Origin of the sequence: Pedobacter sp. HMWF019, from assembly GCF_003061025.1 — a bacterium.
In the GTDB taxonomy this organism is placed as follows: domain Bacteria; phylum Bacteroidota; class Bacteroidia; order Sphingobacteriales; family Sphingobacteriaceae; genus Pedobacter.
In genome coordinates this window covers 1-21,356 of sequence record NZ_QAIL01000083.1, presented here as the reverse complement: position 1 = coordinate 21,356, position 21,356 = coordinate 1, and the positions used below count along the sequence as shown (strand labels likewise).

At 40.6% G+C, this 21,356-nt stretch carries 17 protein-coding genes; 7 read left to right on the top strand and 10 right to left on the bottom strand.

From position 1 onward, the window contains the following. Nucleotides 1–77: 77 nt before the first annotated feature. Both DBR11_RS05125 and DBR11_RS05120 read right to left on the bottom strand, forming a co-directional pair. The gene (locus DBR11_RS05125; RefSeq protein WP_108550534.1) at nucleotides 78–1,232 is read right to left on the bottom strand and encodes a FecR family protein; all 1,155 of its coding nucleotides are present in this window, start codon (nucleotides 1,230–1,232) and stop codon (nucleotides 78–80) included. Between the two features lie 109 nt (nucleotides 1,233–1,341). Continuing rightward, on the bottom strand, nucleotides 1,342–1,920 hold the full coding sequence (locus DBR11_RS05120) for an RNA polymerase sigma factor (protein ID WP_108550533.1): 579 nt from the start codon (nucleotides 1,918–1,920) through the stop codon (nucleotides 1,342–1,344). Between the two features lie 232 nt (nucleotides 1,921–2,152). Here DBR11_RS05120 and DBR11_RS05115 point away from each other — a divergent pair, with 232 nt between their 5' ends. The 4 genes from DBR11_RS05115 to DBR11_RS05100 are packed head-to-tail and all read left to right on the top strand — an operon-like array spanning nucleotide 2,153 to nucleotide 5,568. Further along, a complete protein-coding gene (locus DBR11_RS05115; RefSeq protein WP_108550532.1) occupies nucleotides 2,153–2,959 on the top strand; it encodes an ABC transporter permease in 807 nt (268 codons plus the stop codon). 7 nt (nucleotides 2,960–2,966) lie between these two features. Continuing rightward, the gene (locus DBR11_RS05110) at nucleotides 2,967–3,740 is read left to right on the top strand and encodes an ABC transporter ATP-binding protein (RefSeq protein WP_108550531.1); all 774 of its coding nucleotides are present in this window, start codon (nucleotides 2,967–2,969) and stop codon (nucleotides 3,738–3,740) included. A 5-nt stretch (nucleotides 3,741–3,745) separates the two neighbouring features. After that, nucleotides 3,746–4,726: an MlaD family protein gene (locus DBR11_RS05105; protein ID WP_108550530.1), complete on the top strand. Its 981-nt coding sequence runs from the start codon at nucleotides 3,746–3,748 to the stop codon at nucleotides 4,724–4,726. A gap of 14 nt (nucleotides 4,727–4,740) precedes the next feature. Continuing rightward, nucleotides 4,741–5,568, top strand: a complete 828-nt coding sequence (locus tag DBR11_RS05100; protein ID WP_108550529.1) for a class I SAM-dependent methyltransferase — start codon at nucleotides 4,741–4,743, stop codon at nucleotides 5,566–5,568. Between the two features lie 57 nt (nucleotides 5,569–5,625). On the opposite strand, the gene DBR11_RS05095 is transcribed toward DBR11_RS05100, so the two are convergent. The 7 genes from DBR11_RS05095 to DBR11_RS05065 all read right to left on the bottom strand — a co-directional run bounded on the left by DBR11_RS05095 (nucleotide 5,626) and on the right by DBR11_RS05065 (nucleotide 17,685). Beyond that, nucleotides 5,626–7,833: a S46 family peptidase gene (locus DBR11_RS05095; protein ID WP_108550528.1), complete on the bottom strand. Its 2,208-nt coding sequence runs from the start codon at nucleotides 7,831–7,833 to the stop codon at nucleotides 5,626–5,628. Between the two features lie 89 nt (nucleotides 7,834–7,922). Further along, on the bottom strand, nucleotides 7,923–11,054 hold the full coding sequence (locus tag DBR11_RS05090; RefSeq protein WP_108550527.1) for an efflux RND transporter permease subunit: 3,132 nt from the start codon (nucleotides 11,052–11,054) through the stop codon (nucleotides 7,923–7,925). A 28-nt stretch (nucleotides 11,055–11,082) separates the two neighbouring features. Further along, on the bottom strand, nucleotides 11,083–12,186 hold the full coding sequence (locus DBR11_RS05085) for an efflux RND transporter periplasmic adaptor subunit (protein ID WP_108550526.1): 1,104 nt from the start codon (nucleotides 12,184–12,186) through the stop codon (nucleotides 11,083–11,085). An 11-nt stretch (nucleotides 12,187–12,197) separates the two neighbouring features. Continuing rightward, nucleotides 12,198–13,493: a TolC family protein gene (locus DBR11_RS05080; protein WP_108550525.1), complete on the bottom strand. Its 1,296-nt coding sequence runs from the start codon at nucleotides 13,491–13,493 to the stop codon at nucleotides 12,198–12,200. 116 nt (nucleotides 13,494–13,609) lie between these two features. After that, nucleotides 13,610–14,965, bottom strand: a complete 1,356-nt coding sequence (locus DBR11_RS05075) for a HAMP domain-containing sensor histidine kinase (protein WP_108550524.1) — start codon at nucleotides 14,963–14,965, stop codon at nucleotides 13,610–13,612. A gap of 15 nt (nucleotides 14,966–14,980) precedes the next feature. Further along, the gene (locus DBR11_RS05070) at nucleotides 14,981–15,655 is read right to left on the bottom strand and encodes a response regulator transcription factor (protein WP_108550523.1); all 675 of its coding nucleotides are present in this window, start codon (nucleotides 15,653–15,655) and stop codon (nucleotides 14,981–14,983) included. 59 nt (nucleotides 15,656–15,714) lie between these two features. Continuing rightward, nucleotides 15,715–17,685 carry a beta-galactosidase trimerization domain-containing protein gene (locus DBR11_RS05065; protein WP_108550522.1) on the bottom strand — a complete coding sequence of 657 codons (1,971 nt, stop codon included), beginning with the start codon at nucleotides 17,683–17,685 and terminating at the stop codon, nucleotides 15,715–15,717. Nucleotides 17,686–17,822: 137 nt separating this feature from the next. Here DBR11_RS05065 and DBR11_RS05060 point away from each other — a divergent pair, with 137 nt between their 5' ends. From DBR11_RS05060 to idi, 3 genes are read left to right on the top strand one after another with little or no spacing between them, the layout of a single operon-like run. Then, nucleotides 17,823–18,680, top strand: coding sequence for an oxidoreductase (locus DBR11_RS05060; protein WP_108550521.1), 858 nt, complete (start codon nucleotides 17,823–17,825; stop codon nucleotides 18,678–18,680). 35 nt (nucleotides 18,681–18,715) lie between these two features. Next, nucleotides 18,716–19,618 carry an AraC family transcriptional regulator gene (locus DBR11_RS05055; RefSeq protein ID WP_108550520.1) on the top strand — a complete coding sequence of 301 codons (903 nt, stop codon included), beginning with the start codon at nucleotides 18,716–18,718 and terminating at the stop codon, nucleotides 19,616–19,618. 56 nt (nucleotides 19,619–19,674) lie between these two features. Then, nucleotides 19,675–20,187, top strand: a complete 513-nt coding sequence (gene idi, locus DBR11_RS05050; RefSeq protein WP_108550519.1) for an isopentenyl-diphosphate Delta-isomerase — start codon at nucleotides 19,675–19,677, stop codon at nucleotides 20,185–20,187. On the opposite strand, the gene DBR11_RS05045 is transcribed toward idi, so the two are convergent. Continuing rightward, nucleotides 20,177–21,172: a 2-hydroxyacid dehydrogenase gene (locus DBR11_RS05045; RefSeq protein WP_108550518.1), complete on the bottom strand. Its 996-nt coding sequence runs from the start codon at nucleotides 21,170–21,172 to the stop codon at nucleotides 20,177–20,179. The two genes, idi and DBR11_RS05045, sit on opposite strands and share 11 nt — an antisense overlap. Nucleotides 21,173–21,356: the final 184 nt, after the last annotated feature.

The following is a 21,356-nucleotide window of genomic DNA, read 5'->3' as shown; positions in this document are numbered from 1 at the left end:
AGTGGTTCGAAGCACTTCCGGTTTTTTATGGCCTTTCTTCGTCTAGGGTGCTTTTATATGGATGCTCGTTTTCATGCTTATTTATTATTGGTTACTATAATTTTTTTATCGCTGATCTTAAAATGGACTTTACCTGTAGAAGCCATAATGTTTAGCACGGAAGAGATATTTTTTGACCGGGATACATAACCTCCAAAATGGAGATTTTCAAAATTCCCCTGATAGATTACTTCTACATCATACCATCTGGACAATTGCCTCATAATACTTTTCAGGTCATCACCTTCAAAAACAAAATCTCCATTTTTCCAGGCCATAACAGACTCCAGGTCGGCCGGGCCTATTTTCAACTGATTTGACCTAAGCTGACTTTGCTGCCCTGGTTTCAGAATCTCCTGTGAGCTTACTTTTGAATCGACAAGGGTGGCTTTTACTTTTACAGAGCCCTCCAGTAAGGTCGTTTTAACAACTGCCTCATCGGTATAACTGCTGATGTTAAAATGTGTACCCAGAACTTCTACTTCCTGCTGTGTAGTTTTAACTAAAAAAGGTTTGGTTTTATCTTTTGCAACTTCGAAATAACCTTCTCCTTTCAACTCAACTTTTCTGAAATGCCCCGTGAAATTCAGTGGGTATTTCAAAGCAGAGCCTGAATTTAACCAGACCCTGGTACCATCCGGCAAATTGATCTGATATTTGCCGCCTCTTGGGGTCTCGATGATGTTATACTGGCTACCCGAAGCAGAGCCGGCAGAGTTTCCCGCGGTATAAATAAGTTGGCCGTCTGCTTTTTTCTGAATCACCAGACCGGCCTCCTTAACCAATTCTCCATTAGCTGCATCTGTCAGCGATATTTTTTTTCCATTGGCCAGAGTCAGGAAAGCTTTATTACCACCTGGTGCAATATCACTGATCTTTGCGACTTGCCTGGTTAGGGTAGACTTTTGATCTGGAAGAAAAAGATAAACGGAGAGCAGGATCAGGACTACAGCAGCACTGGTTATTTTTAACCATAAAAAGGTTCCTTTATTTTTGTTTTTATGTACGGAGAGTGTGTTCCAAACCTCCTTCTTAGTCTGCTCAACCAAATCCTTGTTCGGATGGTTATTCAAGCTATGATGAGCATTGATGTTGTTCAGTTCCTGATACCAGCTTTCTACAATAGCTTTCTCTTCTTCAGAACATTCTCCGTCCATATATTTTTTCAACAATAGTTTAGGATCTTGTTGCATAGGTTTAACATTTGGCTTACCCTCAAAAAGAGAGTTTCGCTATAAGACAGTAAAGTGGGGGTACTGGGGGTACAAGAGATTAAAAAAAATGATATTGACTAAAGAATGCTCACCATTTGAGCAGACTAAGAACAAAAAGAATAAACCCAAGTTTAGGTTTAAGAATCTTCAAAGCTCTTTTTACCTGAGTTTTTACGGTAAGTTCAGAAATCTGTAATCTGGTAGCAATTTCCTTATGTGAGAGATATTCTCCTCGGCTCAGTTTAAATATTTGCTGCATTTTCAAAGGTAATGCACCAATTTCAGCTTCTATGATCCGCTTGAGTTCTCGCTCTCTTACATAATAATCGGTGTGTTCATTTTCCTGCCCCATGAACCTGCCAAGAGATTCGAGGTATTTACACTCTACCTTTTTATGAGAAATGCAGTTTAAAATTCTGTTTCTTACCGAAGCATATAAATACGAAGATAAGCTTCCCTTTAGAATCAAATCATGCCTTTTAGTCCATAAAACTTCAAAAAGTTCCTGAACTACGTCCTTGGCCTCATCTTCATTTTGCAACATTTTTATTGCATGGGCAAAGAGAAGGCCATAAAAACGATCAAATATTAAAGTATATGCAGCCTCGTTACCTTTCTTCAGGAGTACAACTAATTCTTCATCATTAAGGGTTTGATGTCCTGACATAGGTCTCAAAATTTCAGATGGTTACTGATCATTTAAGTTTAAAACTAATGATATTTTAGTTTAAAAATGAAATAATTTAGCGCAAACGATTTAGGAAGCGATAACATCTGTTACTGTTTTGCAGTAAATTCAATTATTTAGTGAGAACTTGTCAGCTATTATTAACTTTGGCTCAAGGTTTGATAACAACAATTGGTTTATATCGTACTAACAAAATATACTATTTCTCTTAATGGAGAGCACTGAAAATTCCCCCGCGTTGAATGAAGAGGTTAAAACGCCCGGCAAATTTGCCAGGATGTTTATGACCGTATATGAAGTAAACAGGTTTATCATGCGTTTTTTCAAAGAAGGCTTTCTGCCTCCTTATGAAGGGAAAGAACTGCTGAGGCAATGCTATGAGATCGGGTATCGTTCAGCATTACTAATCTCGACCACTGGTTTTATAACGGGTGTGGTGTTTACAAAGCAATCCAGGCCTTCTCTATCGGAGTTCGGTGCCACATCTTGGCTCCCTTCCCTGGTTGGGATTGCGTTACTCAGGACACTGGCACCTCTACTGACGGGCCTGATCGCTGCGGGTAAAGTGGGCTCGAGTATTGGTGCGGAATTAGGTTCTATGCGGGTAACAGAACAAATTGATGCCATGGAGGTATCGGCAACCAATCCTTTTAAGTTCCTGGTCTCTACGCGTGTAATGGCCGCTACGATAACTATTCCTATCTTGACTTTTTATACCGCTCTTGTAGGTATGCTTGGGGCTCTGCTTAATGTTTCCATGAGCGAAGGTACCAGTGCCAAAGCCTTTTTTCAGACTTCCCTGGAGCAAATTACATTTCTGGATATTACTGCTTCAACCATAAAAGCGGTGCTTTTTGGTTTCACCATTGGTATGGTAGGCTGTTATCAGGGATATAATTCTTCAAAAGGAACCGAAGGTGTAGGTAAAGCTGCAAATTCTGCGGTGGTAATTGCAATGTTCCTCATTTTTATAGAAGAAGTAGTGTCAGTGCAGTTTTTCAGTTTATTTAGAACCTGATCATTTTATGGAGCAAAAACCCTCTACAAACTTCGAGCAGGAAAAAGTAATTGAAATCAGGGGATTGAACAAATCTTTTGGTAATTTTCACGTACTTAAAGGTGTAGACCTCGATTTATATAAAAGAGAAAATTTAGTGGTACTTGGTAAATCTGGTACGGGAAAATCCGTTTTGATTAAGATCATTATCGGATTGCTAACCCCGGATGCAGGTCAGGTACGCGTGTTGAACAATATAGTAGACGAGATTTCCTATAAAGAACTTTTGGCTCTACGCTTAAAAGTAGGCTTTTCTTTTCAAAACAGCGCGCTTTACGACAGTATGACAGTAAGGGAAAATTTGGAATTTCCATTGGTGAGAAACAGAAAAAACCTGGGGAAGGCAGAGATTAATAAGTCTGTAGAAAGTGTACTGGATGCGGTAGGTCTACTGCAAACTATTAATCAGATGCCTTCTGAACTTTCAGGCGGCCAGAGAAAGAGAATTGGTATTGCCAGAACACTGATCCTGCAACCGGAGATTATGCTTTATGATGAGCCTACTGCTGGTCTGGACCCTATCACTTGTATTGAGATCAATAAACTGATCAATGAAGTTCAGGAACGTTATCATACCAGTTCCATTGTCATTACCCACGACCTTACCTGTGCCAAAACAGTTGGAAACAGGGTGGCTATGCTCCTGGATGGAAAATTTGAACACCAGGGAACTTTTGAAGAAGTGTTTAATACAAACGATGAAAGGGTAAAACCTTTTTATGAATATAATTTTATACAATAAAACATATGCAATTAACGGACAATCGGCGACAAATAACAGTTGGGCTTTTCCTGATCATCGGATTACTGATCTTTATTGTCGGAATTTTTACGCTGGGCAGTCAAAAAAAGGCTTTTATCAAGAGCATCACATTAAATGTTGTTTTTGATGATATACAAGGGCTTAAAACAGGAAACAACGTATGGTTCTCAGGGGTAAAAATTGGCACCATTAAGAAAATCCAGTTTTATGGTACTTCTCAGGTACAGGTTTTTGTGAATATTGAGGAAGAAGCGCACAAATATATCCATAAAGATGCATCTGCCAGTATTGGCTCCGATGGATTAATTGGAAATAAGATCATTGTGATTACCGGCGGTAGTCCTAAATTTCCTTTTGTGGAGGATGGAGACAAGTTAAGGGTAAATACAACACTTTCTACAGATGATATTATGAAAACTTTCCAGGTTAATAATAAGAACCTGGTAGAGATCACTTCCAATTTTAAGGAATTGTCTAAAGGATTGGTGGAAGGAAAAGGTGCTGCAGGTGCTTTATTGACAGATCAACAGATCGCTGCCAATTTTAAAGCTATCGTGGAGAACCTGAAAACCACTACTGAGTCTGCACACCGGATGTCGGCACAACTGGATCAATTTTCTAAAAAAATGAACACAAAAGGTGGTCTGGCAGATAAATTACTGACAGATACTGCAGTTTTTGCTAAATTACAGGCTTCAGTAAATGAACTACAAAAAACAGCAAAATCTGCTGCAGTGATGACAGAAAACCTCAATACGGCATCTGGTAAATTGAACCAGAAAGACAATGCTGTAGGTTTATTACTGAATGATCCTAAAACAGCTGACCAGGTGAAATCAATTATGCTGAACCTCGAAACCAGCAGTAAAAAACTGGATGAAGATCTCGAAGCGTTACAGAGTAACTTCTTGTTTAGAGGTTTCTTTAAGAAGAAAGCTAAAGAGGCAGCTAAACAGAGCAATTAAAAATTCGTCTGAATATGGCATCATCAGATTTGATCAGTAAAGATATTGATCAGTTTTACTCTAAAACTTCTGAAGAGAACCGGTTAAGTCTTGGTCTAGGTCCGCTGGAATATGAAAGAAATACAGAACTGATTGGACGTTATTTGAGTACATCGGGAAAGGATACGATCATCGATGTTGGCGGTGGCCCTGGAATTTACGCAGAATGGCTTGCCCAGTTGGGTCATATGGTCTATTTGGTAGATCCGGTAGCCAAGCATATTAAACAAGCCAAGCTAAGGGCTTCCAAATTAAAAAAACCTTTTCAGTGTCTGCTTGGGGAATCCAGAAGCCTGGATATTTCTTCGGGCACCGCTGATGTAGTGGTCTTACATGGTCCTTTATACCATTTACAGTCTAAACAGGACCGGATTCTTTCTGTAAAAGAAGCGTTAAGGGTCTTAAAGCCTGGAGGTACAGTACTTGGTTTTGCAATTAATTATACCGCATCTACCATTGCCGGCTTACTTAACGGCATGATCCATGAGACTAGTTTTTATGAAATGTGCAAAAAGGAATTACAGACGGGGATTCACAATCCGCCACAGAATTGGCCAGGCCTATTACCTGAGGCTTATTTCCATAAACCGGAAGAACTGAGGAATGAATTTGAAACGGCTGGCTTCACAGTACTTGATATTATAGCGGTGGAAGGAATGATCTGGCTGGACAGTAAATATTTTGAAACCCGGTCCATACCTGCTAAAAAGGAGGCTATTATGGGTTTGTTGAAGATGACTGAACGTGATCCTTCTATCCTATCCATGAGTCCTCATATGATGATTGCAGGAAAAAAAGATTAAACATAAAAAAAGCAGGCTATCCAATTGGATAGCCTGCTTTTTTTATGTTTAATCTGGTTACTTTTTCTTGCCTGAAGCTTTTATTGCAGCTTTAGGTGCATCTTTTCTGATGTCCAGTTCGTTGATGATGTTTTTGGCACCACCCAACACATCGATACACCACAATACGTACCGCACATCTACACAAATGGTGCGTTTAAACTTCTTATCGAAAGCGATATCACCACTCATGGCTTCCCAGTTTCCGTCAAAAGCAAGACCGATCAGTTCTCCGTTACCGTTGATCACAGGAGATCCGGAGTTACCACCAGTAATGTCATTGTTCGTAATGAAACCAACTGTTAATGTTCCGTCGTTTCCATACTGTCCAAAATTCTTCTTATTGTAGTTTTCAATTAAAGAAGCCGGCAGATCAAACTCACTGTCGCCAGGGATGTATTTCTGCATAACACCTTCTATCGTTGTTGTCGTATTATAGGTCATTCCATCCTTAGGTGAATAATTCTGCACGTTGCCATAAGACAAACGCATGGTAGAATTGGCGTCAGGATACATCAATTTATCCTTGTTCTTTTCCAGGATGGCTTTTAAGTATAAATGGTCCAGTTCTGCTTTTTTATTTTCAAAATCAGATACGATAGAACCAAAATTATTCTTCACATATTCTGCAGGGAGCAGGTTCATGGCATAAGCGTAAGCCGGGTCATTTTTCACTGCATCAACAGAAGGATTAGAAGCAATAAATGCAGCCAGTTTCTCTGGTTTGATAAAGTTACTGTTCTCCCACAGGTAATTTGCAAACTTTTCAAAAGTAGTTTCCGGATTTCCTGTCCAGTATTTCTCAGCAATCGCCGCGTAAAATTTCGGTTGTGATTTTACAGGTACATCTGCATAGAAAGATGCTAGAATTTTGGCCAGAATCTTTTTATCCGCTGTCTCATTGTATGTAGAACTATATTTTTCTACTGCTTTACCCAATCGACCTTGTAGCTGCTGAACATAGGCTGCATCATCTTTCTTTTGCTGCATCGCAATTAATGCATTGCCCAGACTAATCGTGCTGGGTACAAACGCAGAAGCCAGGAAGCCTTCATTGATGTAGGTTCTCTGCACAGCAATCGGTTCCAGCATTTTATAGATCTGGTCATACTGTTCCATTAAACCGGCAAATTCGGTTTTCTGTGCCGCCCATTCTGTAAAGGATTTTTCTTCTCTTCTTTTCGAGTCAGAAACCTTTAATTTTTTCAATTGTTCTGTTTGCCCAATATAGTATTTCCAGTAATTAGCAATATTAGCATATTCAGAAGATAACTTTAAGCGGGTGTCCACGCTTTTGTTCATTTCCTCTTTCCAGGCCTTAAGACGGATATCGCGAAGCTTAACAATGGTTGGATTTACCTTTTCTGTTGCCAAATCTACGCCATAAGAAGTCAGGTACCGGTCGGTACGGCCCGGGTAACCGTACACAATAGAGAAATCTCCATTTTGAACACCCTTTATAGAAACTGGTAAGAATTTTTTTGGAGTATAAGGTGTATTGGCAACATCATATTTAGCTGGAACATTTCCTTTACCTGCATATACACGGAACACAGAAAAGTCTCCGGTTTGACGCGGCCATTCCCAGTTGTCTGTATCACCGCCAAATTTACCAATGCTTTGTGGTGGAGCACCCACCAAACGAACATCGTCAAAACGTTCATAAACAAAAAGAATGAACTGATTGGATTTGTAAAAATCCTTAACGTTGGCTTCAATCGTTGGCCCTGTTACCGCTACCTTAGCGATTTCCGCAAATGCATCATTCATTTTTGCTGCTTTTTCAGCACCATTCAATCCTTTTGTTGCTTCATTAACTTTAGCTGTTACGTCTTCCATCCTTCTCAGGAAACGAACAAAAAGACCATTGATCGGCTTTTCTTCTCCATAATTTTTAGCGTAGAAACCGTTATCCAGGATGTTGTTTTCTGGTGTAGAGTTTGAAGCAACAGCATCATAACCGCAATGATGATTGGTAAAGATTAAGCCTTTATCTGACACGATCTCTCCGGTACAGAACCCACCGAAATGTACGATGGCATCTTTGAGGGATGACCCGTTGGCATTGTACAAGTCCTGTGCGGTGAGTTTAAAACCCTGCTTTTTCATTTGCTCATAGTTCTTCCCTATAAGCATTGGGATCCACATCCCTTCATCTGCTTTCACTGAACCGGCAAAAGAGAGTAACATTGCCAGCAGCAACAGATAGGCTGTTCTTTTCATAATAAGTCTATTTGTTAGTTAAGCAGCGAAGTTAACAAAAAAATCCCTGTGCTATGATGCACAGGGATTACTTAATGCCCGGTGATAAAAATTTATTTCAGCACCTTTTGACTTGATCTGGATACACTTTTACGGTAAGCCCAGTAGAAGACAATCGGAAAGATGAATAAATTAAATACAGTGTCGGAAATCAGACCACCGATCACGACGGTTGCCAATGGCTTAGAGGTCTCAGAGCCAATACCTGTGGACATGGCTGCGGGAAGCAAGCCTATGGCGGCCATCATGGCAGTCATGATCACCGGACGAATCCGGCTCTCCACGCCCAGTCTTAGCGCATCGGTAAACGTCCGTTCTGTATGGTGACGCATTTCCTGGATATTGGTTTTGAATTTTGTAATGAGTATCACTCCATTTTGCACACAAATACCAAACAAAGCAATGAAGCCAATCCCTGAAGAAATACTAAAATTAATACCGGTGATCATTAAGGCAAAGATCCCACCGATAATGGCAAAAGGGACATTGTTGAGCACCAGCAGAGAATCTTTAATCGTTCCAAACAGGATGAAAAGAATAAAGAAGATGATCAGGATACTGATCGGCACAACCTGTGTCAGCCTTTCTGTTGCCCGTTGCTGATTTTCAAAATCACCCGCCCATTCCATAGCATAGCCTTTAGGTAACTTAATGGCAGCATTTACTTTTTCCTGCGCTTCCTTGATTGTACTGCCCATATCCCTTCCCCTAACAGAGAACTTAATGGCTCCATATCTTTTATGTTTGTCACGATAGATCATACTGGGTCCAATCTTTCGTTGAATATCTGCGATCTCACGTAAAGGCACTTTGTTCCCGGATAGCGTGGGTACCCTTAAATCGCCAATAGCCGCAGCATCATTCCGAAAGCTCTCTGGATAACGGATTCTAAGATCAAATTTTCGTTCCCCTTCGTAGATCTGGGTTGCGGCCTTTCCTCCGATAGCCGTTTCAATCACTGCGTTGGCATCTGCAGTTGTAACGCCATACAAGGCCATTCTTTCCTGGTTCAGGTTGATCTGGAGTTCAGGTTGCCCAAGATTACGCATAATACCCAGATCTTCGATGCCCTGAACCCCTTTCATGATATTAAAGATCTTTTCCTCTTCACCTTCTATGAATTTAAGGTCATCCCCAAAGAGTTTAAGGACTATAGAGCCTTTAACACCAGATACAGCCTCTTCCACATTATCTGAAATAGGTTGGGAAAAATTCAGATCTATCCCAGGAAAGTATTTGAGTTTTTGCTGCATACCTTCGATGAGCTGTGCCTTGGTCTCCCGCCTTTTCCATTCATCTTGCGGATGCAGGTCTACGTGGAATTCTATATTATAGAAACCGGTAGCATCTGTTCCATCATCAGGTCGTCCGGTCTGGGAAATAACTTGTTTTACTTCTTCAAAACTCAGGAAGATTTTACGCATATCGTTGGCCAGTTTCACAGACTCATCGAGCGAAGTACTTAAAGGTCCTGTTGCCCTGACATAGATGGAACCTTCATTGAGCTGAGGCAGGAATTCTGTTCCCAAAAAACGAAAGCAGAATAATCCGATCACCAACACCAGGATAGCTATTGGAAAGGCAATTTTTCTGTTCTTAAAGCACAACCCGAAGATTTTCATAGAATTACGGATAAGCCAGGCTACAAAAAAATTATGTTTTTCCCGTACATTCTTTTTCAATAAAACACTGGCCATTACAGGCACCAGGGTAAAGGTAAGGAGGAGTGCCCCCAGTAATGCAAAGCCTAATGTCCAGGCCAGCGGAGAGAACATTTTACCTTCCACTTTCTCAAAGCTAAAAATGGGTAGTAAACCGGTAATAATGATCAGCTTGGCAAAAAATATTCCTTTTCCATTGACCAGGCAAGCTTCTTTAATCATGCCCAGTTTGCTCATCTTGTTGAATCGCTCCATACCAACCTTTTGAGCCCGGTGATCTAGTACCACAAAAATTCCTTCCATCATCACCACTGCCCCATCTATGATGATCCCAAAATCTATAGCCCCCATAGACAGCAAATTCGCCGACATTCCTTTCAGTTTTAAACAGATGAAGGCAAACAAAAGGGCAAGGGGAATCACTACTGCTACAATAACTGTTGTGCGCCAGTCGGCCATGAAAAGGAAAACAATCAGGGTCACAAAAATGATGCCTTCCAGCATATTGTGCATCACCGTATGTGTAGCAAAATCCACCAAATCTTCCCGGTCATAGAAAGTATTGATCTTCACATCATCTGGTAGAATACTGGAATTGAGTTCTTCGATCTTTACTTTCAAATTTTTGATCACCTCGCTTGGATTTTCACCCTTACGCATCACCACAATACCTTCAACCACGTCTGGATCTTTATCTCTCCCTACCTGACCGAGTGCCGGCAGACTGGACTCTGTAACCTCTGCAACGTTCTTTACATAAACTGGAGTTCCTTTAATATTATCAACGATGATATTCTTGATCTCATCGATATTGTTCAGTAAACCAATTCCACGTACGACATATGCCTGACCACTTTGCTGAATTACATCTCCACCTACATTGACATTACTTTTGGAAACAGCGTCAAACATTTCCAGTGGGGTAACACCGTATTGAACAGCCTTTTGAGGGTCTATTGTAATTTGGTAAGCTTTCGTTTGCCCTCCAAAGCTGTTCACATCGGCTACGCCTGGAACGGAACGGATCTCTCTTTCAACTACCCATTCTTCAAGGGTCTTCAACTCCTTAACCGATTTTTTATTACTGGTTAAGGTATAGCGAAAAATCTCTCCTGTTGGTCCATATGGAGGCTGTATATCTGGTTTTACGCCATCAGGAAGGTCAGCATCGGCAATGTGATTGTTGATCTGCATCCTCGCGAATGCATTATCAACATCATCATCAAAAGTGACTTTAACTACAGAAAGGCCAAATAATGAGGAAGAACGAATGGAGCTCTTTTTTTCTGTTGGGTTCATGGCAATCTCCAGTGGCCTGGTGACAAATTTTTCCACTTCTTCAGCACTCCTGCCCGGCCATTGAGAAATGATTGTCACTGAAGTATTCGTCACATCCGGAAAGGCGTCAATACTTATTTTTTTGAAGCTGATATACCCTGCAACAAGCAGCAGGAAGGTCATGAAGAATATAAAGAACTTGTTCTTAAGAGAAAAGTCCAGTACATTTTTTATTACTTTATTCATGTTGTGATTTTATAGGTTAAAAGACCAGCTAGTTTTTCAGAGATTCATATAAAAAGAGCTGACGGGAAGCGATCAGCTGATCGCCGGCTTTAAGCCCACTGCTGATGTATGCCTTGTCCTCTACCTGTTTGGCTACTGTAACGGGTTGTATTCTGACATGCTCCTTACCGTCTCTCACCAGTGCATAATTGCGATCGTTGTCAAAAATCAGCACACGTAACCGTACAGCAGGCATTTCCTCACCCGAACTGGCACTGATACTCACCTTGGCAAACATCTGTGGTTTCAACAGATTTCCAGGATTGTCTATTTTCACTCTGGCCCGCATTACCTTGTTGTCTGGATCGATCATGCTGTATACCTTATCTATTTTACCTGTGAAAATTTTATCGGGATAAGACAGCGTTGTAATTTTAACCGGATATCCGGTCTGTACCTTCGAGATATCCGATTCATAAATATTAACCAGTACAAACACCGTGGAGAGATCAGCAATAGTGAACAGATTCTGACTATTGTCTGCTCTTACCTGCATATTGTCTGTCAGGTTTTTCTCTACAACGTAACCGCTTATCGGGGTCTTAATTTCATATCCCCTTCCATTGCTTTTGTTGATAGACATGACCGAACCGGCCCTTTTACTTTCTGCTGCTGCTTTTTCGTAATCTGATTTGGCTTGTTCCAAATCTTTCTCTGAGGCCAAACCACTTTGGTAAAGATCCTGAGTAGATTGCAGGATCCGTTTGGTATTTCTCAGGTCTGCCTGAGAAGAAATCAGATCTTTTGTAAAGCCTGCAATCTCTACACTGCGCATGGAAGCCAGGGTTTGTCCCTTTTGTACCACATCGCCAAGCTGAACATGAACATCCTGCGTAATTCCGCTCACAAGTGGAAAAATCTTAACCATTTTATTCTCATCGGGTGCCACCACTCCGGTCAAACCGATCTCTGAAACTGCACTGTTTTCCTGAACGGTATCCAGCACCAGGTCATTGAGTAATTTTTCCGTAATCCGGAATTTATTGTCTGAATCTGCAGCTGGTTTCTCTTTTTTTGTACAGCTTTGAAGGATGCTGAAGGTGAAAATACTTAAAGCGACTATAGTTGCTGTTATTGTTGATCTGTTAGACATAACATGAATAATTATTTGTTAAAAATTGGAGTACCTGTAACGAAATTTAACTGCTCCAGAGAATTGATCCTGTTGAGTTGAAGGTTATTGAGCTGAATGGTATTTGTTTTATAGGAATCATAGAAATCAAGAAATTCCAGCAAGCTGATGTTTCTCTTTTCATAGTTTTTGGATACTTCTTCGATGAGGTGGTTAAAATCTGTTTTAAACTTAGGATCAAAACTGTTGTATAGTAATTCCAAACGCAGTGCACCCTGATAGGCATTATCCAGGTCACTTTCTATTTGGTCTTGCTGCTGTTGCAGGCCAACTTTGCTGCTTTCAACGGCAATCCTTGCCTGTTTGATGTTCCCTTGATTTCGGTTAAATAGTGGAATCGGTATACTAATTCCTAAACCACTATAGTTTCTAACAAAACTGCCTTGTTTATCATAAGTAAGGGAAAGATTCACGTCTGGGATGGCCATTGCTTTTTGCAGTTTCAGGTTCAGATTACTGTATTCCAGAGCGGAATGGGCAGCTTTCAGATCGTAACGATTGGCTGTAGCAGAATCCAGAAGTTTTTGATATGGAACTTGCTCCAGAACGTCTTTACCATCGAGGTTAAAAGAAATCTGTGGTTTTACATCGGATTTAGGATTGGCCCGGATCAGGAGTTTAAACTCACTTTGCACATCATCAATGGCATCCTTCAGATCATTAAGCTCGGCCTGAAGGGAATACAACTGGGACTGAATCCGTAATACTTCTTTTTCCGCAATGTTTCCTTTGGCGTATTGCTGGCGAAAAACACTTAAGGTTTTGGACAATGAGTTAATCTCAGCAGTGTAAACTGCTGCAGATTGTTCCTGGAAATAGATTTTGTAAAAATCACTCCGCAGCGTATATCTTAGGGTTCTAAGCAGATCAAAGAAGTTGTATTCGGCCTCCTGAACGTTAATTTTTGCCAGCCTGATGTTCTTATTGCGTTTTCCTGCAGTTTGGAACAATTGAGTAATGCTCCCGCCATACTGCCCGCCATCATAGCTCATATCAAAAAACTTCTTGCTTTCCGGATTGTACAGAATGTTCTCTATGCTAAACTGCGGATTGTCAAATAATTTTGCGGTAATGATCTGGACCCTCGCATTGTCTATGGCATATTGACCAGCAAGCAGACTTAAGTTATTTTTAAGGAAGAGTGCTTCGGCCTCCTGAATGTGGAGAGACAATATTTCTCTGCCCACTCCTTGTGCATGAACACGGTTACAAGTGATCAGCAAAGGAATCATGGAGACCAAAAGTACACGAACTATTTTAAAGTACATATCTTTGTTATTTTGAAAACAAAGCTACATGACCGGTATTAAGAAGGCTTTAGTTTAGGGTTAGAGAGGGATTAGAAGTTGATTAGAATTCTTTAATGTCAACCAGCTCAGGAGCTCTACTGGGTGGGAAAAAAGAGTGTAACTCTGGTTCCTTCGTCCAATTTTGATCTGATCTTTAATGTCCCGTTATGCAAGCGGACTATATTATGAGTCAATGATAATCCTATGCCATAACCGGGATATTTCAAGGCATTTGCCGAGCGGTAAAAGGGTTGCAGAATTTTATGAAGGTCTGCCTCACTAATCCCAATTCCCTTATCTGTAACCGTAATCAGAATACCATGATTAAAATACGTCACCTCACAGGTGACCATCTTTCCTTCTGAAAACTTGACTGCATTTTTTAATATATTACTAATTGCAATGAACAGCAATCGCCGGTTTCCAGTCAGTTCAATATCGGCAAGACCAGATGGGATTATGTAGTTTACCGGAATATGTTCCGATGTTCTTTTTACAGATAATTCATCTGCAATTTCCCACATCAGCTCACTCACCCGGATGTTCTGAAAATCCTTATGATCGAGATTAGTCTGCATCAACTCCATCAGACTATTAATAACATGGTTAAGTCTTTCCACACTAACTACAATTTCAGCCAGTGCTTTTTGATATTCTTCCGGTGTACGTTCCTTCATCAAGGTGATTTCTGCCTCACCCAAAATAGAGGTAATCGGGGTTCGGAGTTCATGTGATGCATTGGCCACAAAAGATTTTTGGCTTTCGAATGACTGTTCCAGGTGTTCCAGTAGCTGATTAATGGTTAAAGACAAGTGGTCAATATCATCAGATTTTGCCCGTCTTAAAGGCAACCTCATATGCAAATTGGACGCCCGGATCCTTTTTAAATTGCCCGTCATATTTACGATAGGCCGTTGGGAAATATTGGCGAAAATCCGCCCGATAAAAAAGGTGATAAAAAGAGAAGCGACAAAAAATACCGACATAATGAGTCTGAGCTGTTGCATATCGTGAAAACCCGGCTCATCTACAGCAGAAACCACTATAATAAAATTTCCGGAATTATCGGGATAATAAAGTCCGGATACCTGCCTCTCACCAGAAACAAAATGTATAGTTTTCTTTTTCACGATCTGCTTCAGGAAGGACAATTTCCACCTTATGGAATCTTCCGGCATAAATTTGGGCTCGAATTGATCATCGTAAATACTGATGGATTCACGGGATAAAGACTGAGGAAACTTTTTGGTCACCTGGTCGAACATTTTAATAGAAAGGTTGTCTTCTGCGAAATAGAATTGCGCTGCAATGACTGCCCGTTCATCGAGCTTGTTGTAAAAGGAGACAGAACGATTGTGTTCTACGATCACGTAAATACCGCTTAAAACCACCAGCATTAAAAATGCGAACATGAAGGTGAATTGTAGAGATAAAGAGTTCTTAAATTTCATCCCGTAGTTTTTTTGCTATTGATCTTTGATAATATAACCCATTCCTATTACCGTATGGATCAATTGTTTTTCGTAGCCTTTATCTACTTTGGAGCGAAGATAATTGATGTATACATCAATAAGGTTCGTCCCTCTGTTAAAGGAAATCCCCCATACGGCTTCAGCTATATAAATGCGAGATAAAACCCTGTTTTTATTGGCCATCAGGACCTCCAGCAAGGTAAATTCTTTGGCAGAAAGCAGGATGATCTTCCCTTTTCTGGAAACTGTTTTTTTATAACAATCCATTTCCAGATCACCCACCTGATAAATCGTACCTGGTAAAACCAGATCTTTTCTTCTATTTAAGGCTTTAATCCGAGCAAGTAGTTCTTCGAAATGGAAAGGTTTGGTTAAATAATCATCTGCCCCGTTTTCCAGCCCCTGAACTTTGTCATTAACGGTATCCAATGCAGAAAGCATTAAAATAGGCACTTCTTTTTTTAACTGCCGTACCAGTTTACAAACTTCCATTCCATTAATATGTGGCAGGACTACGTCCAGAATAATTAAGTCATAGTCGTTTTCCAAAGCCATTTTACACCCCACATTTCCATCATAGGCCATTGAAACGTTATTCAACTGTTCCTCTAAGCCCTTTTTTATAAAAGCGGCGACTTTAGGTTCGTCCTCTATTAGTAAAATGTTCATAGCCTTCTTTTTTCAAAGATAAATCGGTTCTTACGTATTCTAACCGACATTAAAACATTTTAATCTGAGTATGACACCCATCTTATAAGTAGTGTTTCTTCCCGGTTGATTTGAATCTGATCTGCAGAAACAATTACGCCCTTTTTATTGGCATACCACAGAATGGGTTTTAAGTTTTCTGAGCTCTGGATAATGATCACCTGCGTTTCCTTAGATTTATTGACAAGTATACTCAGGTAATCCTTTCCATTTTGCAAAGTTTTCATCAGTAAGCCGGGTTGTTGCTTGCTAAAGCGAAAAGCCTGTTGATCCAGAATATGTCCGAACTCCCGGTTCAGCAGCAGTACCAGCGAGTGGTAATTATCGGTTATTCTTGAGCCCAGTCCAATCAGGGATGGTATCCATAGTACTTTTCCTCGTCCGAAAGAGTTCCTTAGAGCCAGTACTTCTTCTTCTTCATCTACGGCAATAGCTTGCCCGGTAACCGAATGGATAATACCATACCACAAATGCGCCATATGCGTATGACCCTCAATCTCCATTTCAAAAAGCTGGTCCTTTAAGATAAATTCTTTTATTAACCCGCCAAAAAGCTTTTGAAATGGAAAGTCTTTACCCATCAGGGTAAAAGCATTTTCATCATAATAGGCCGTTAATCCTTCTGCAATCAGATGGCCTCCTTTTTCTACAAAGTACTCCAACGCCTTCCAGTACTTGAATGGAATACTGACCTGGTGAGCCAGAATAATAGCCTCTTCGCTATAATCTTCCCGGGAAAAGTCAAATTCGCCAATTTCTTTAAAACAGGGAGATACTCCCATTTCGGTTATGGCTTCAAACCAGGCCAATGCAGATTTCATCACACCTCCTACTGCACGTCCGGGCTCAGTAGTATCGCCTTTCACTTGTAATGCCTGTTCTATCCACAGTGATTCGCGGGTATAGAGTATATTGATTCCTGATTCAGATACCTTGGCTTCGGAAAAAAAATCAGCATGATCATTGATCACCTTGATCACCCCTGAAGCAGCCTTCATCCGGCAGGATGGTTCATTTAGATAATTCAGCATTCCCCATTCTCCTGCTTCAAATCCCGAACGTCTGGGGTTAAGGCACCAAAATATAGAACCTTTACTACCCGAACCTATAGTAATCCATAACCACTGAGCGATTTCTTCGGGTGTGGGGCAAAGTGGATTAAAAGCGCTGTAGATATTATTTCCTCCCTGCAGTTCGGTCATCAACCAGGGAAGCGACCCTGCACCCGAGCGTAGCATTTCTGAATTAGCAGACATGGCTACAGCATACTTTTGACGGCTAAAATAACCAAAATGCCAGCTCGCATGTGCTGAACCTCCAAGGCTGCTCAAAAAGCTTCTCCATTCCGGAAAGTCATATTCTGCGGCATGCTGAAAGATCGCGTGATTATTAACATGAATCCGGGCACGGGGATCGTACAAATGGATCTGCTGTGTGAGCCAGTTCAGAAACCAGGTGTTATAATAAAGCAGGAATTTTTCCTTTCTAAAATCAAGCGTTGTAAACCCCTGGCTATTGTACAATTCTTTGACCTCTCTCGCTTTCCAGTCTTCAAAACTTTTCAGACTGTATTCATCTTGTGGGAGTACGCCAGAGCCGGGTTCGTTGATAGGTACCCAACCATATAGAGAAGTGAATTGCTTAAAATGTGGCACCAGTTGTTGGATATATTTGGAAATCTCATCTAAATTTGCCTGGCTTTTGGGAAATTTAAATCCACCTACATCGGTAAAATCCGTTGCTGGAAAAAGATTTCCGTAGATCTTTATATTATATTTTTCACCCGCCCTGAAAGCGGCGTCAAACAAACTAAAATCCCAGCTACCGTCTGCTTTGTGCATATAGCTTTCGAACATTCTGATCCGGGTGATCTTCATTCCACTCTCCTGAAGTTGCTGAAACCATATGTTAATCTCTTCGGAGCTTTGCCCAGGTTCAATAAATACTTCTGCCCCGACCATTGGAATATGGGAATTTGCTGTCTTATCCATTTCAATACCTCTAAACTATAACTATTAAACATACAGTACCCTGGTAATTGTTTGAATTTTGCAAGCATTAGTTTGATTAGCGTACAGAATAAGGGTCTTGACCTGTGTAATTTTGATCTATCAAAAGATATTGAACTATGAAGACAAGAAAAGTTTGGTTAGTCACTGGTGCATCAAAAGGCCTCGGACTAACCTTAGTAAAACAATTACTCGAAGCGGATTACCTGGTTGCAGCAACCTCCAGAAAACTTAATGACCTGCTGGAGGCTATAGGATCAAAAAGCAATCAATTCCTTCCTTTGGCAATGGACCTGAAAACAGAGGCTAGCGTTGCCGCAGCAGTAGAAAATACGTTTACCCACTTTGGCCAGCTGGATGTAGTGGTCAACAATGCAGGTTATGGTCTGGTTGGAACGGTAGAAGAATTAAGCGACTGGGAAGCACGTGAAAATTTTGAGGTCAATGTATTTGGTACTTTGAACGTCATCAGAAGGGCTATGCCATATTTGCGGGAACAAAGGTCCGGACACATTTTCAACCTGTCTTCCATTGGGGGTTTTAACGGAAATTTTCCTGGATTTGGAATCTACTGTGGAACTAAATTTGCCATAGAAGGCTTATCGGAGTCTCTTGCTGCAGAGGTTAAACCCTTTGGTATTGATGTGACAATTGTGGCACCGGGTTATTTCAGAACAGATTTCCTTTCTTCCGAATCATTACAAGTACCTAAAAACCCAATCACAGCTTACAAACAAGTAAGAGATTTACAGGATGCACATCAAAATGACATCAATGGCAATCAGGCAGGCGATCCTGTAAAGGCGGCCCAGGCGATGATACGTGTTGCAACAGAAGAAAATCCCCCGCTTCATTTGTTTCTTGGAGAAGATGCCTATAATCTTGCTTATACGAAGATCGACGCAATAATAGAAGATTTGGAACAATGGAAAGCGCTTACTGTATCTACTGCGATTGAAACTGTTGTTCCTGTTTAATTTATTTGCGTAAATTTAAAATAGAAAAAAAACTTATGTCAAAACCAGAGAGTTTAGAAGATTTTTACCGGAATAAGTTTGACCAGGTTCCTGCAAACCTGCAAAAGGACACGGGACATTTCAATGTATTCAGGGTAGAAGATTGTTTTCATAAAAAAGTCAGTCCACCAGTGTATGCACGCAGAGATTTTTATAAATTCAGCCTGCATCGTGGAGAAACCATTTATCATTATGCAGACAAAAGTATTCGTGTCTCTGGAACAGCATTGATGTTTTTTAACCCTCGCGTACCTTACACCGTTGAAATTCTTTCAGAACAGAAAAGTGGTTATTTCTGCATTTTCAAAGAGGCCTTTTTTACAGAGAACATTCGGGGCAGTATCCGCGACCTGCCCATGTTTGCCCCTGGTGGTAAGCCTTCTTATGTTTTAAACGAACAGCAGGATCAACACGTGAGCCAGATCTTTGAAAAAATGCTGGAAGAGATTGATTCTGATTACCGTTTCAAAAATGATCTTATCCGGAACTACGTCACTGAAATGGTGCACTATGCATTAAAGATTGAACCGTCGGAGACTTTACACCAGCATAATGATGCCAATTCCAGGATCACCGCTGTATTTAATGAGCTTTTGGACCGTCAGTTTCCTATAGAATCTCCTGGACAGCGCCTGGCCATGCGTTCTGCTAAAGATTTTGCAGATCAGCTTTCCGTCCATGTCAATCATTTAAACCGGGCCATCAAAGAAACCACAGGTAAGACAACCACTGGTCATATCACGGAAAGGATCGTCAGTGAAGCAAAAGCCTTATTGAAGCACACCAATTGGAATATTTCAGAGATCAGTTATTGTCTTGGCTTTGAAGAACCTTCCCATTTTAATAATTTTTTTAGAAAGCAGGCAGATTTGACCCCGACTGCTTTCCGGTTGTATTAATGTTTTAATGGTTTGTCGTCGAGAGAAATCAGCTTATTCTCCTATCTTTGCCCTTCATGTTAGAAGAAGTCATTCTGGTCGATCAAAATGATCAGCAAACCGGTACTATGGAAAAGATGGAGGCGCACCAACTGGGTTTGCTGCACCGAGCCTTTTCTATCTTTATTTTTAACAGTAAAGGAGAATTACTTTTGCAGCAACGCGCCCTGGATAAATACCATTCGGGTGGAAAATGGACAAATACTTGCTGCAGCCATCCAAGGCCGGGCGAAGAAACAATTTATGCGGCTCACAGAAGGCTAATGGAAGAAATGGGCATGAGTTGTACGCTGAATTATGGGTTTAGTTTTTTGTACAAAGCCGACTTCAGCAATGCACTTACCGAGCATGAGTATGATCATGTATTTTTTGGGACAAGTGACGACCTACCTATACCAAATCATTCAGAAGTAGCCTCTTTCCGTTATTTAAACCTGGAAGATCTTGCCAGGGAAATTCAAATCAACCCGGAGGATTATACCCCCTGGTTGAAAATCTGCTTTAGCAAAGTACTTGATTTTAAGAGTTGACAGGCAGCACGCTATTTTCACTGCTTTTTCCTTCCTTAATGCTTTTTATATTGGTCAATGTGGTTTCAGCAATTTCAGTTAATGCCTCTATTGTTAAAAAGGCCTGATGTGCCGTAATAAGTACATTAGGAAAGCTCATTAACCTCAGGATTTGATCATCAGCAATCACACTTTCAGAAAGGTCTCTGAAAAACAGCTTTTCTTCCTGCTCATAGACATCTATACCCAGGTAACCCAGCTTCCCAGTTTTTAAAGCTTCGATGGCGTCTGCAGTACAAACCACTGCTCCCCGGCTCGTATTGATCAGCATCACGCCGTCCTTCATTTTGGCGAAGCTTTCTTTATTCAATAAATGCCTGGTTTGCGGTGTTAAAGGACAATGTATAGAAATGATGTCACTTTCCTGAAAAAGAGTATCCGAATCTGTTAACCGGATATGCGAAGGGACATTTTTTTCATAGGGGTCAAAGGCAATTACCTTGCAGCCAAAACCTTCCATGATTTTTCCAAATGCCAGACCAATTTTGCCCAACCCAATAATTCCAACTGTTTTTCCATGAAGGTTAAAACCGGTTAGGCGCTCGAGGGAAAAGTTCCCTTCCCTGATCCGGTTATAGGCCTTGTGAGTTTTCCGGTTGAGGGTTAAAATCATAGCTACAGCATGTTCTGCAACAGATTCAGGCGAATAAGCTGGTACACGAAGTACCTTCATGTTTAATTTAGCGGCTTCTTCCAGATCAACCTGATTAAATCCGGCACACCGAAGTACAATATTGTGGATCCCAAGTTTGGCCAAATTTCTTAACGTCGCCGCATCAGCTTTATCGTTCACAAAAATACAGACCGCATCACAACCTTCGGCTAAAATATAGGTGGTAACATTTAAAGAAGCCTCCAGGTAGAGCAGTTCGTACCCATAATGTGCGTTAACTTCATTAAAGAATTTTTTATCATAAGATTGGGTACTGAAGAAGGCGATTTTCATAATTAAGTGGAGCAAATAAACAAATACTAAGATAACAAATGTAATAACGTTTTAGCCTTAAGAAGTTTTAATTAAGCAATAGACAATGTAAATCGCATGTCATCATGATAAATAAAAAAATTAATAATAAAATAAACTTATTAAAAAAATATATTATCTTTATTAAAAACTAAAACAAATGAAC